The organism is Arthrobacter sp. NPDC057013 (assembly GCF_042674585.1).
Taxonomy (GTDB): domain Bacteria; phylum Actinomycetota; class Actinomycetes; order Actinomycetales; family Micrococcaceae; genus Arthrobacter.
On sequence record NZ_JBHUSE010000026.1, the window covers coordinates 36,274 to 48,857 of the forward strand.

At 63.6% G+C, this 12,584-nt stretch carries 13 protein-coding genes; 5 read left to right on the top strand and 8 right to left on the bottom strand.

The annotated features are described in order from the left end of the window. Positions 1 to 30: 30 nt before the first annotated feature. Positions 31 to 1,437, bottom strand: coding sequence for an MFS transporter (locus tag ACFTSA_RS22240; RefSeq protein ID WP_377954110.1), 1,407 nt, complete (start codon positions 1,435 to 1,437; stop codon positions 31 to 33). Positions 1,438 to 1,704: 267 nt separating this feature from the next. Here ACFTSA_RS22240 and ACFTSA_RS22245 point away from each other — a divergent pair, with 267 nt between their 5' ends. Next, the gene (locus tag ACFTSA_RS22245; protein WP_354260322.1) at positions 1,705 to 1,929 is read left to right on the top strand and encodes a hypothetical protein; all 225 of its coding nucleotides are present in this window, start codon (positions 1,705 to 1,707) and stop codon (positions 1,927 to 1,929) included. 516 nt (positions 1,930 to 2,445) lie between these two features. Here the strand turns inward: ACFTSA_RS22245 and ACFTSA_RS22250 are convergent. The 4 genes from ACFTSA_RS22250 to ACFTSA_RS22265 all read right to left on the bottom strand — a co-directional run bounded on the left by ACFTSA_RS22250 (position 2,446) and on the right by ACFTSA_RS22265 (position 5,700). Continuing rightward, positions 2,446 to 2,808 carry a cupin domain-containing protein gene (locus tag ACFTSA_RS22250; RefSeq protein ID WP_354260328.1) on the bottom strand — a complete coding sequence of 121 codons (363 nt, stop codon included), beginning with the start codon at positions 2,806 to 2,808 and terminating at the stop codon, positions 2,446 to 2,448. 209 nt (positions 2,809 to 3,017) lie between these two features. Beyond that, on the bottom strand, positions 3,018 to 4,838 hold the full coding sequence (locus ACFTSA_RS22255) for a glycoside hydrolase family 15 protein (protein ID WP_377954111.1): 1,821 nt from the start codon (positions 4,836 to 4,838) through the stop codon (positions 3,018 to 3,020). A gap of 102 nt (positions 4,839 to 4,940) precedes the next feature. Further along, positions 4,941 to 5,555 carry a carbonic anhydrase gene (locus tag ACFTSA_RS22260; RefSeq protein ID WP_377954113.1) on the bottom strand — a complete coding sequence of 205 codons (615 nt, stop codon included), beginning with the start codon at positions 5,553 to 5,555 and terminating at the stop codon, positions 4,941 to 4,943. A gap of 10 nt (positions 5,556 to 5,565) precedes the next feature. Then, positions 5,566 to 5,700, bottom strand: coding sequence for a hypothetical protein (locus tag ACFTSA_RS22265; RefSeq protein WP_377954114.1), 135 nt, complete (start codon positions 5,698 to 5,700; stop codon positions 5,566 to 5,568). Positions 5,701 to 5,729: 29 nt separating this feature from the next. On the opposite strand from ACFTSA_RS22265, the gene ACFTSA_RS22270 reads away from it, so the two are divergent. Continuing rightward, positions 5,730 to 6,311, top strand: a complete 582-nt coding sequence (locus ACFTSA_RS22270) for a hypothetical protein (protein WP_377954116.1) — start codon at positions 5,730 to 5,732, stop codon at positions 6,309 to 6,311. Between the two features lie 136 nt (positions 6,312 to 6,447). Beyond that, entirely contained in the window at positions 6,448 to 7,689 is a 1,242-nt protein-coding gene (locus ACFTSA_RS22275) for an NAD(P)/FAD-dependent oxidoreductase (protein WP_377954117.1), read from the top strand. A 71-nt stretch (positions 7,690 to 7,760) separates the two neighbouring features. On the opposite strand, the gene ACFTSA_RS22280 is transcribed toward ACFTSA_RS22275, so the two are convergent. From ACFTSA_RS22280 to ACFTSA_RS22290, 3 genes are all read right to left on the bottom strand, one after another. After that, on the bottom strand, positions 7,761 to 9,236 hold the full coding sequence (locus ACFTSA_RS22280) for an NCS1 family nucleobase:cation symporter-1 (protein ID WP_377954118.1): 1,476 nt from the start codon (positions 9,234 to 9,236) through the stop codon (positions 7,761 to 7,763). Between the two features lie 315 nt (positions 9,237 to 9,551). Further along, positions 9,552 to 10,745 (bottom strand): type II toxin-antitoxin system HipA family toxin, encoded by a 1,194-nt coding sequence (locus tag ACFTSA_RS22285; RefSeq protein WP_377954119.1) that lies wholly within the window; start codon positions 10,743 to 10,745, stop codon positions 9,552 to 9,554. Beyond that, on the bottom strand, positions 10,738 to 10,941 hold the full coding sequence (locus ACFTSA_RS22290) for a helix-turn-helix transcriptional regulator (RefSeq protein ID WP_377954120.1): 204 nt from the start codon (positions 10,939 to 10,941) through the stop codon (positions 10,738 to 10,740). The genes ACFTSA_RS22285 and ACFTSA_RS22290 overlap by 8 nt, the downstream gene beginning before the upstream one ends. A 325-nt stretch (positions 10,942 to 11,266) precedes the next feature. On the opposite strand from ACFTSA_RS22290, the gene ACFTSA_RS22295 reads away from it, so the two are divergent. Further along, positions 11,267 to 11,704 carry a CBS domain-containing protein gene (locus ACFTSA_RS22295; protein WP_377954121.1) on the top strand — a complete coding sequence of 146 codons (438 nt, stop codon included), beginning with the start codon at positions 11,267 to 11,269 and terminating at the stop codon, positions 11,702 to 11,704. Between the two features lie 596 nt (positions 11,705 to 12,300). Continuing rightward, positions 12,301 to 12,579, top strand: a complete 279-nt coding sequence (locus ACFTSA_RS22300; RefSeq protein WP_377954122.1) for a hypothetical protein — start codon at positions 12,301 to 12,303, stop codon at positions 12,577 to 12,579. The last annotated feature ends 5 nt before the right edge of the window (positions 12,580 to 12,584 follow it).

Here is a 12,584-nt window from a genome sequence, read left to right on the forward strand (position 1 = left end):
GGCCTTGGCGGCCGCGCCGGAGGTGCTGCGCTAGTCGTCCACCGCAGGCATCGCGATAACGGCAACCACCGTGAGGACTGCACTCACCAGCACTGCAATGAACACAGCTGTCGACGCTGACACGGTGGCCTGCGGACCGGTGACGCCGCCGGGGGCACCGGCATAGATCGCATTGGCCACTGCCCCGAATACGGCGACGCCGATGGAGCTGCCGATCGAGCGCGCAAAAAGATTGGTGCCGGTGACGACGCCGCGCTCATTCCATTCGACGCTTGACTGGGCGGCAATGAGGCTCGGGGTCGCCACCAGCCCCAAGCCAAGTCCGACGACAAAACAACCTGCCGCTGCCACCAAAATGTTGGGTGCCGGGGCGGTGAGAGCCAATACGGCCGTCCCGATGACCGTGACCGTGACGCCGATCAGGGCGGTCCTGCGGAACCCGATCCGCAAATAGAACCGGCCGGCCTGGGACGCGCTGATGGGCCAGCCGATGGTCAATGCCGCCAGGGCGAGCCCGGCGAGAATCGGGGAGGTCCGGAGAGCCCCTTCGAGGAACGTGGGGACGTAGGAGGTGAGGCCAAGCATGACGGCGCCGACGCCGAACGAGATCATCGCGGTCGTGGCCAGCAGCCGCCGGGATACTACCCACGGCGGGAGGACCGGCTCCGCTGCCTTCCGCTCGACGAGCATGAAGACGGCGAACAGGAGTGCTCCGACCGCAAAGACAGCGATGCCGACCGGAGAGTTCCAGGCCCACGCCTGGCCACCCTCGAGGGCTCCGAGGATGAGCAGGCTGAGCGAAACCGTCAGCAGCCCGGCCCCCAGATAGTCGACCCGGTGCTTCGCGCGTCCAACATCCTCGTGGAACGTCCGGACCAGCATCCACCCTGCCAGGAGGCACAAAGGAATGTTCACGAGGAAGATGCCGCGCCAGATGCCCAGCGAGGAGAACACACCCCCAAGCGTCGGGCCAACAACAGAGGAGACCGCCCACACGCTGGCAAGGTAGCCCTGCACCTTCGCCCGCTCGGCCAGCGAGTAGATATCGCCGGCGATGGTGATCGCCACCGGCTGGACAGCTCCGGCGCCCAGGCCCTGCAGCACGCGGAACGCGATGAGGGCGGGCATGCTCCAGGCCACTCCGCAGAGGATCGAGCCGAGCAGGAAAAGGCCGATGCCTGTGAGGATGATCGGCTTGCGGCCGACGACGTCCGAGAGTTTCGCGTAGACGGGCACCGAGACTGCCTGTGCCAGCAGGTAGGCCGAGAAAAGCCACGGAAACGACGTGAATCCGCCAACGTCATCAACGATCGAAGGCACCGCCGTCGCGACGATGGTCGAATCGATCGCCACCAGACCCGTCGAGAGCATCAGGGCAATAAGAATAGGTCCCCGCCGGGAACGGAATCCGACTCCTTCGGCAGCCGTCGTCGTCATTTGATCTCATTCCCCTCGTCAGTCAAAAGCCGTACGTGGGCGCAGCCCGGTCCGGGCTCAAGCTCCGGACCTACCCCAGCCTTCTGGGCATAACTGTGCCAGCCGCCGAATTAGTCCCGCTTCTCCGGGCGACCGACGCCACGTCCTTTATCAAAACTTGGCCGAAACCTGTCCAAATCTGGCCTGTTGCCTGACCGATCCTTGAGCCGGCCGCGGCAAAGTCGGTTATGGCAAAGCCAATGCACAGGATGAATGAAGGGCAGGGCCATGAACACCAGGACTGTACTCACCAGTCAGCATACCGACAGCCACTGGACCGCGGATGACGTCAGGGAAAAGCTTGGCCGGGAGCTGGAATCCGATCCCGGCCTGGCCGAGTTCCTGGCCGCCGCTCCCAACATGGCGCGTGCCCTCAAGGCCGTCCTGAACCTGGATCTTGGCGAACTGGCTGAGCGGCTGGTCCGGGCGGAGATCAGCGCCATTCTGCACTGACAGCCGGCGGGCGCCTTCATCGGAATCTACAAAGATCCGGCCGAAGGCGCCGACGCAGCGGAAACCGACTCGGCGGTGGTGGTGCTTGCTGGCCTCGTCCCGCTTGCGCTTGCACTCACCTTCTAGTCGCACTGGCAAGCCCGCCAGCACACGCCGTGGCGGACAAGCTGGCGACCGACGCGAGGACATCCTGCGGCGGGGCGAAGCCGGGGACATTGCCGTCACCCAGGTGACGAAGGCCCTTCCGCGGCGGGCACCCGGGGCCCCTGGTCGGACCCGGCCCTGCAACTGCTCGCTCCAGACGGGTTCCACCTGATCGATAGGCAGGCTTGAGGGGAAAAATCAAAGGTGAGCGGGCTCCCCCGGCTGGCAGTGGCTACCGAATGTCCGCATGCCTCGCTTAGTCCCCCCGTTGAGAGGCGCAGAAGATCCGGTAACCACTGCCCCGGTGGGGAGCCCGCTCACGAGCGAAACCTGTCAGACCCGGTATGGGCGCCGAGCCTCCACCGGCAGCAACTAGGAATTGAAGATCACAAAGAACTTGCGGATCCGTTCCTGGATCTCCCAGGTTCCCTGCCATCCGATGGGGAAAAAGCCGGCAGTTCCAGCTTCCAGGGTGACCGGTTGCCCGCCGTCCTCGGTGACAACCATTCGTCCTTCAAGGACGTGAATGACCTCACCGCGCTCCAGGAACTCCCAGCGGGAGAGGCCCGGTTCAGCTTCCCAGACTCCAGAGAGGATGCGGGAGTCGTCGCTGGTAAAGGGAACGGCGATTCGGGTCTGAATCTCGTCACCCAGCACCTCGGCCAGGGGCGGGCCGAGCGGGGCTTCGTCGAGTTTCCCCTGGAAGAGTTCGGTGGGCTGGAAGGTTTTGCTCATGGGATCTGCCTTTCTGCTGTACTCGCCGTGTCGGCAACGGCGAAGTGATGGTCCTTCAACCCCTCCCGAGGGGTGGGCCTGACTCCATCATTCGCGTGTTGAGAGGCAGATAAAACACCTATTCTGGATGGTTTTAACTATTCTTTGGGATGGGATCAAGGTGTCGAGCTGACATACGCGGGGCTCTCCCGGGACGACCGGCGAGGCAGTCACACTTTGACTTCGGTTGCCAGGCTAAGGAGGTCCACGCCGTGCATGGCGTCCGCCGCTCGGACCAGCGCCAGGTGCGAGAACGCCTGCGGAAAATTGCCGGCCATCCGGTCTTCCTTCGTGGCATACTCCTCGCTTAGCAGGCCGAGTTCACTGGAGAAGCCCACCAGTTTGTCCATGAGGTTCCTTGCTTCGAACTTGCGGCCAGTGCGCGCGTATTGCTCGACCAGCCAAAAGGAACATGCAAGGAAGGGGTGCTCCCCCGGGTCCAGCCCGTCGACGCCGGTTTCGGTGCGGTACCGCAACAACAGACCGTCGTCGGTGAGGAGTTCCTCCTCCAGCCGCGCAACCGTACCCAGCATGCGGTCGTCGTTATAGGGCAGAAACCCAATCTGGGGCATGACGAGCAGGGCCGCGTCCGTCTGCCCTCCACCGTAGGTCTGCGTGAAGGAATTGAGATCCGGATCGAAACCTTCGCGCAGAATCTCGGCCCGTAGCCTCTCCCGAAGCTGTTCCCAGTGGTCAGCAGGTCCGTCCAGCCCGTGGTTCCGGACTGCGCGTATTCCGCAGTCGAAGGCAGCCCACATCATCACCCGTGAGTGCGTAAAGAACTGCGGGTCGCCCCGCATTTCCCACAGGCCAAAGTCCTTGTCCTCGATGTGCTTCTCAACGTAGCCGAGCAGGATTTGCTGCAGCGCCCAGGAGAAGTGGTCCTCCTTGCCGCCTGCCAGGCGGAGTCTTTCAAGGGCGACCATCACCTCACCCACTACGTCGGCCTGGAACTGGGCGACCGCAGCGTTACCAATGCGCACCGGTCTTGAGCCCTGGTAACCGGGCAGATGATCCAGGACGCTCTCCGGCAAGTCCCGTTCCCCGCCGATGCCATACATGATCTGCAGATCTTCCGGCTGGCCGGCGAGGGCCCGAAGCAACCAGTTTCGCCACTGGAGGGCTTCGGTTTCATAGCCGTGGGTCAGCATGGACTCCAGCGTCAGGGCAGCGTCACGCAGCCAGCAGAACCGGTAGTCCCAGTTCCGCGGCCCCCCGAACTCCTCCGGCAAGGAGGTGGTGGGCGCGGCAACAATGCCGCCGGTCTCATAATTTGTCAGCGCCCTCAGCACCAGCAGGGAACGCTTCACGGCGCCCCCGTAAGGACCGTCGGAGCGGCAGTGGCTGCCCCACCGTGTCCAGTAATCGATGGACTGTGCAAGCGCGGCGTCGACGTCAACCGCCGGAGGGACAGGCCGGTGTGAAGGAAACCATGTCAGTTCAAAGTCGACAACCTCCCCCTCCGCCACATCGAATTCACCCGAGTGCCCGTGCGCGTGGGCCTCAGGCAGGTGCGGTGCCCGCAGCGCAACGGCATCCGGGCCGGCCATGGCCAAAAGCACCATTCCCCCGGGTGCTGCGCCGTCCTGGATTCGCCTGGACCAGGGCACCACCGTGCCGTACCGCGGACGGATGATGAGTTCCTGGCACATCCCGACCCGCCCCTCCAGGCCGGTTACCCGGCGCAGAATCGACGAACCAGTGTGCCCCACCGGCATGAAGTCCGTGACCTGGGCCAGTCCTGTGGGCGTCTTCCAGACTGTTTCCAACACGAACGTTGAATCGACGTAATGCCGCTCCACTACTGCTGCTTCGGACTGCCGGGGAGCCACCAGCCAGCGGCCATGACTCTCGACTCCAAGCAGGGAACTGAATAACGACGGCGAGTCGAACCGTGGCAAGCAGAGCCAGTCGATGCTCCCGTTCCTGGAGATCAGGGGCCCGGTTTGGAGATCAGACAGCAGAGCGTAGTCCTCAATGGGAGCAGCCATGGCTTTACTAAAGCACAAGTGACTTGCCACACGTTAGGCCGGCAGCAGAAAAACCTCGACGCTGTGCGGGCCGGCGGTCTCTTCCCCGATTAACCGCTGGCTCTAGAGGACGCCCGACGTGGATACGAGCTGCGCCCGGCCCTCTTCGAGCCGGTAGGCGACACCGACAACCGCGGCGGAGTAGTTGTCGACTGCCTCGTAGATCGTCCTTGAACTGTCGAGTAGCCGGCGCACCGTCTGCTTGGCGTGTTCGACCACCATGTCGTTGACGTCTGTCTTGTGCTCACGCAGCGAGCTCAGTACCGACGGCGTGATCCGTTCCACCAGGTCGCGGATGTGGCCCTGAGGCACCTCTGCGGTTTCCACCGCTTCCCTCGCAGCCGTGACAGCGCCGCAGTTGTCGTGTCCGAGGACAACGATCAGCGGTACATGGAGCACCGAGACGGCGTATTCCAGTGAGCCGAGAACTGCGTCATCAATGACGTGACCTGCCGTCCGCACGACGAAAACGTCGCCAAGGCCGACGTCGAAAATGATCTCGGCAGCCAGCCGGGAGTCCGCGCAGCCAAAAATGACTGCGAACGGATTTTGGGTGTGCACCAGCTCGCTGCGCCGGGAGGCGTTCTGGTTCGGATGCTTCGAATCCCCGGCGACGAAGCGTTCATTGCCTTCAAGCAGGCGCTGCCATGCGTCATATGGGCTGATCCTGTTGCTCACCCTGCCTACTTTACGGGCTCGTTGCCGAGCCCCAGCTTGGGCACACGCTGCTGGCCGGGTCGGCCGGGAGCGGCAGCCGGATCACCTGGGCCCACACGTCTGATCTGCCGAGGTTGTGGGAATGGGTCACCGGCGGAGAACTCATGATGACCAACGGGCTCCTTGGTCCAGCGCTTGCTGGGACCGATCTTCGCCTACGAGCAGAGCCAGCACGGGGATCTCAACGTCACCTTGCGGACTTACCTGGACACCCAAAGGTCGGGCCACCAGGGCGTATCCGGCACGGTGCAAGCTGGCGCATTTCTTTCTTTGACGGTAACTCCTCGCGAGGTCCCGGAAACCTATTTGTCGAGCGGGCAGTTCAGCCCGCCGTCACAGAATCCGGGGGTACAGAAAATGAATGCACAGCGCAGCGGCTTCTTTACGGCCGTCATCATGGCGGGTTTTGCCGCCAGCACCCTGCTTAGCGGATGCGGGTCACCGGCAGGAGGCAATGCTGCCGCCAAAGAGGTGCCCGTGCCAGTGGTTGCAACCTCTTCGAAGAAGCATGCAGATTCCGAACTGAAGACCTTCACGTTCCCCGACGGACACATCTCCTTCGCCTATCCGGCGACATGGACGGTGCGGACAGTGCTCCCCCCTGCCGGTGTTCCCGGAGTTGAAGCGATCGTCACTGACGATGCGGGCAACGATCTGCTCTCCCTTGGCAATGGCTTCACCAATACGCCCAGCTCAAGACGCTACTGGGGAGCCTGACCTACGTCTAAAACGGCCAGCCGGTACACACAGGCTTGCGGGTGGGCGGAGCGGCCCCGCACCCGTCGGGTCCGGGGCTGGGCGCGGTCTATTCCATGCCCTGTTGCACGATTGCCTGGCAAGGTATGTTGCACCAATGGACGATTCATATCAGGTGATCGTGGTCGGCGGCGGGTTCGCCGGCATGACGGCAGCCGAGCACCTCGGGCGCAAGGGCATCCGGGTACTCCTCATCGACGCGAACAACTACCACCAGTTCCAGCCCCTCCTCTACCAGGTTGCTGCTTCGCAGATCGGCGTGTCCGCTGTGGCCCGGCCGCTGCGGTCAGTGTTCCGCGGCACCAACACTGTCCGGGTCCTCACCGCGGAGGTGACGGCGATCGACTCCGCCACCCGCACCATAACGACCGTGGACGGTTCCCGCTACCAGGCGAAGATCCTGGTCATTGCGGCGGGCGCGGTCCCGAACTTCTTTGACACTCCCGGAGCCGAAGAACATGCCTATCCGCTGTACTCAGTGGCTGACGCCACCCGCCTGAGCACAGCCCTCACCACAGCACTGGACCACGCGGACCGTGCGGACTCCGGCCGGGCAGAGGTGGTAGTGGTCGGCGGCGGCCCCACCGGAGTCGAGACAGCCGGTGCCCTCGCCGAGAACATCAAGTACCTGGTTCCAAAGTACTTTTCGCCCGCGCTGGCAGCGCGGTGCCGGGTCCATCTTGTGGACATGGTGCCGAACGTGCTCATGCCCTTCTCTGCCAAGTCGCAGGCGTATACCCGTGACCGGCTGATAAAACTCGGCGTGCAACTGCACATGGGCCAGGGAGTTACCGAAGTCCGCCCCGACGGCGTGGCCTTGGCGGACGGGACCACTATCCCCGCGCAGATCGTCGTCTGGGCCGGTGGGCTGAAAGCAGGAAAAGTCATTGCTGAATCCGGCCTGCCGCAGGGGAAAGGCGGACGGATCGACGTGCTGCCGGACCTGACCGCGCCCGGCGCCGAAGGTGTCTACGTCCTGGGTGACTCCGCCAACATCACCGATGCCACCGGCGCCAAACTCCCCCAGCTCGGGTCCGTCGCCCAGCAGTCCGGGAAATGGGCCGCCCGCAACATCCTCGCTGACCTTACCGGCGGCACGCGGCAGCCCTTCGCGTACTGGGACAAGGGTTACATGGCCATGGTGGGCCGTGGCGCAGCCGTTGCCGAACTGGGCCGCAAACGCATCCAGCTCCAAGGACCACTGGCATTCCTCTCCTGGCTCGGGGTTCACCTCGCACTGCTCCCCGGCACCCAACAGAAGATCCGTGCCCTCTCCTCCTGGCTCACTGGGTACGTCACGCACAGCCCGTCAAACGTCGTCGTCGGAAGGCCCGACTAGGAGCCGAGGTCGCCGCTCGTCTGGCATCTTTCGGCTCCGCGCCGTCGATCGCTGTTGGACAGGCCCTAGTCTCACAAGGTGTGCGCTGTTGTCGCGTTGGGTTCGGCTTCTGCGGCTATCGCGGCGCTGACCGATTCGGCCAGAGTCCTGTCATTGCGCGAGATGGCGTAGTGCACCGCGGCCGCGAGGATTGCCCCGATAAACCATGAGAAGGCTGAGAGAGCTCCAAAGAGCGGGACGAGCGCCAGGATGACTGCAGGGACGGCTGAGAAAACGAAGGAAACCACGGCCTTGGGGTTCCAACCGCGCGTGTACGTGTAGTAGCCCGACTCGCTGAAGAGGTCCTGGACGATCACGTGCTGCCCGCGGAGCACGTAGTAGTCAACCATGATGATTCCGAACAGCGGCCCGAGCAGCGCGCCGAGCCCGCCGAGGAAAAGGTTGATCACGACCGGACTGTTGAACAGGTTCCAGGGTGTGATGACGAGTGCGATCATTGCTGCTATCAGGCCACCGCGCCTGAAATCGATCTTCGACGGCCACGCATTCGCCAGGTCATAAGCCGGAGAAACGAAGTTCGCGACCACGTTGATACCCAAGGTTGCGACAGCGAAGGTGACAGCCCCGAGCAGAAGCGCCCAGATGCTGTCGATCCGCCCGACGATCTCAACCGGATCGTAAATGTGCTCCCCGTACACCTTGAAGGTTCCCGCGGTAACGACGACCGAGACCACAGAGAAAGCAATGAAGTTTACCGGCAGCCCCCACAGGTTCGCCGTTCGAACCGCCCGCCGGGAGGGGGCGAAGCGCGAAAAGTCACAGAAGTTGAGCATCAGGGTGGAAAAGTAAGTGACAGTCAGCGCAATGGCGGCAAAGAAGGCATGCACGGCACCCCACTGCGAAATTCCTCCCGGAAGGTCAAGGGAAACGTTCCAGCCCGCGTTGATCAGGATGTAGACCACCAACAGGCCCATGACCGCCCAGACAGCCGGGCCTGCCCAGTCCTGGAACCTCCGGATCGTCTCCATGCCGTTGCGTAGGAGCAGAAGTTGCAGTGCCCACATCAGCAGGAAGGCCAGCCAGCCGAGGGTCGATTCACCCAGGAAGTTGTTCTCCGTCAGCCCCTTCAGTTCGGGCCAGAGCTTCAGCGCGATGATGATGACGGCGCGGGAGGCGAGCCAGGTCTGGATGCCGTACCAGGCGATGGCCACCAGCGCGCGGATCAGGGCAGGCAGGTTGGCGCCGAATGTCCCGAACGAAACCCGCGCAAGCACCGGGTAGGGAACTCCTGTCTTCTGGCCGGCGTAGCCCGAGAAGTTCATCAGGATAAAGACGAGGATGATTCCGATCACCAGGGCAAGAAAAACCTGCCAGGCACCCAGGCCCAAGGCGAAAAGACCGGCAGCGAAGGTGTAACCGCCGAGCGAGTGGATGTCCGACATCCACATCGCAAACAAAGAATAGAAACCCCACGTGCGGTGTTCGGCAGGTGCCAAATCTTTGTTGTACAGACGGGCACTGGCGCCGGGCGGGATTGGGTGAGACATCGGATCCTCACTTCCAAACTTCAGCATTCGAGAGGGAGTATGTTCAGCCCATCAACAGGAATGCGTCCATCAATGCCAATATACTCCGCACGGCAATGCTGGTTAACGCAACGCCGGCGTGCCTTATGAGGACCAACGATGGCAGCCCCCGGCGCTGCATCCGGCCGAAAAAATTCGCCTTGGCTGGCTCCATGAGCATCGAGTCTTTGACGGCCCAATTGCGCGACTTCGCCCAGGACCGCGCGTGGGAGCAGTTCCACACGCCCAGGAACCTGGCCATGGCCCTGAGCGGCGAGGCCGGCGAGCTGCGGACATCTAGGCACGTGCGAGCTCGGCGCGGCGAAACCGCAACTCGCGCAGGGCACCGTTCAGCGGCGACCCGGTGAACGGCAGGGCATCCAGGTCGACGGCGGCTGCTGCCTTCAGTGCTGTGGCGTTGGCCGCAGTGGCTGCGCGCTGCGGAAGCCCGATGTGTCCGGCGAACTCCTGCCAGTGCCGTGCCCTGAGCCCTTTGAGCTTGCCGGCGACGCTGAGCGCGGTCGTGTCGTCGCCATAAACCAGTGTGCAGGGGATGTCATAGACGGGTGCCACCACCCAGCCTCCGTCGCGCCTGAGGATCGAAATGTTCTTCGCGTGCAGGTCGCCGTTGCCGGTAAGCCAAGCGAATACAAACTGCAGATAGAGGTTTCTCACCGCCACGGGCCCGGCCTTACAGAGCCCTGCCAGTGCGAGCACGGCCTCCTCGGAGCTAACCGCGTACTTGGAGGCGGGCGGCAGATCCAGGACCTGGGCGGCGTCCTCCAGAGGCAGCCGCAGCGGCCCGTTGCCGTCCTGGACCCGGTCGAAGCGTTCGATGAGCAGCCCGGGCAACCCGTGACGGTCGGCGACAATGCGGTGGCTCGCCACCGGGATCTTCAGCCCCCTCGCCCCGGCCAGATGCGCGGCCTCGTTGACCACCAGGTGCCGGTGGGCCGGCGGGTCCAGCTTTAGCAGGTAACGCCGGCTGGCCAGTGCCAGCGGGGTGGTCAGCATTGAGGCGCTGGCCTTGTTCTGAATACCCGGCAGTCCGTGCAGGTCCACGGCATCGGCAAGGGCGGCGAAGTCCAGATCTTCGGGCCGGGTGGCGTCGGCCAGGGGCTGCGGTTCCACGGGCAGCGTCCCCGAGGGGACAACCTGGACATCGCCCGGGACATCGGCCCCGATGGCCAAAAGCAGGGTCAGCTCATCCGCCAGGCTCGTCTTGACCGCATCCTTAAGCACGGTAAGACGGTGGCCTTCAGGGAGGAGGCCGGCGAAGAAGGCGGGCAGCGCTCCGCTTGGGGACTCCACAGGATGCCCTGTGACGGGCAGGGAGCTGGCCACCGGGCCGCCGCCGGATGCGGCGTAGTCGGGTGTGTAGGCAAAGACCACGCTGCCGTGAACCGTCCGCTCCAGGTGACCGGCCAGCACCCCTGTTTTGTACACGTCCGCGCTGCGGACGAATTTCAGGCGCTCCAGCTCCTCAGTCATCACTTGCCCTCAGGCGCAGGCCCACCGCGTTGGCGGCGGCAGCGACCGTGAGCAGTGAAGGGTTGCCCGTCCCTGTCTCGATGGCATGAATCGTCCGCGCTGAGGTGCCGATCAGGTCGGCAAGGATGTCCTGCGTGATGCCTGCGGCTTTCCGCGCCCGCCTAATGCTCGTCCCAATGCCTTTGACGTCGTCCATGGCCCGACCTGTTCTGAAATATGTTGCCGATCTAGCTGCCGCTCGGTTCCCACTCTGCCGCATTCGGCCTAAAACTGCAATATTTTTCCGGTTCGCGAATGTGGAAGCTGTCCGGCAGGGGCCAGCCGCCAGATCGGAAAGATATTTCCGGCGGGGCGGGGCTTCTACCGCGTTGGCGAAGCGCAGCGTGCGAGCGGCGACCTGCCGTCCCTGAACGTTCGGAATCGCCGTCGACATCGGCGCGGGCCCCGGCGTAGGCTGACAGCATCGGCGCATCTGCCCGGTGACTCTTGCGTCGATACCCCAAATCGATGGAGGAGGACCAATGAGTGCTGTACGTGAATTCATGACTACGGATGCACAGTGCATCAAGGAGAACCAGTCCCTCGCAGAGGCAGCACGGATGATGCTGGATCTGGACTGCGGCTCGTTGCCGATCTGTGGCGACGACGGCAAGTTGAGGGGCATGATCACCGACCGGGACATCGTGCTCAAGTGCGTGGCCGTGGGCCACGATCCACGCGAGATGATGGCCCGCGACCTCGCCACGGGCAGGCCCTACTGGATCGACGCCGATGCGAACGTTGATGCGGCCATCGAAATGATGGAAAGGTACCAGGTCCGGCGGCTCCCGGTCATCGCTGACCACAAACTGGTTGGCATCATCAGCCAGGGTGACATCGCACGCAATTACTCGGAAGACCGTGTGGGCGAACTGGTGGAGCACATTTCGGAACGCAAGCGAATGCAGCCGAGCAGCTGATAACGCCAGGCCATCATGAACAAACAGGCGCCGCGGAAAACCTCCGTGGCGCTGCTTTGTGCCGCCGCCGGACCGGAGCCGTTCTGCTCCCGTGCCTCGCACCTGCAACGGATCGCCCAAGGTTTTCCGGAATTCCCGGGTGACCCGCCGCCGTCGTGATTCTGGAAGAGTCAGTCGTTGACCAGCTCAGCAGCCCGTGGAAACCACCGGCGGTACCGGAATCCCGTGTCACTCGGAGCCGGGGTCGCAACAGGCCGCCCAATGGCGAATCTCACACGGCCTCTGTGCCGACTCTGACGTGGTGGACTGGCAAAATTGAGGACAGCAGTTAAACCCGACGACGGCCCTGTCGAACGTCCGCCACACGCCTGCGCACAGTACGCAACGGGGCAACTCCCGGATCAACTTCTGATCGGTCTTGGCGACCGCCCGCCTTGCTTGAGTTCTGCCCGCCGGTCCGACACCCGAACCTCTGGGCAGCCGAACGGTGGTGCCCAGGGGTGCGAACCGTGGCACGGGCCCGTGGCCACTTGCGCTCCCGGCGCCGGACACATGGTGCATGTGAGGTCCCGCATCAACTGACAGTTAGGAACCGAATGCCTGAAGAAACAATCTACTGCGACATCTGCTGGACGAATCCGAATCACGCCCACATCCGGGACTTGCCCATTTGCTCGTCGTGCATCGAAGAATTCAGGATGACCGGCCTTCACCGTCTGGTGTACTCCGACAACGAACCGTACGAGTCGTTGGACGGACAGCGGATGACCGAAGCCGAGGCCAAGAACAGCAGCGGGCCCGCCCTCTTTAACCCGCGCAGCAGCGAACAGCTTTCCCTGGCAGCACAATTTGCCGCCCTCGTCGGGGCGTTCTGATCAGG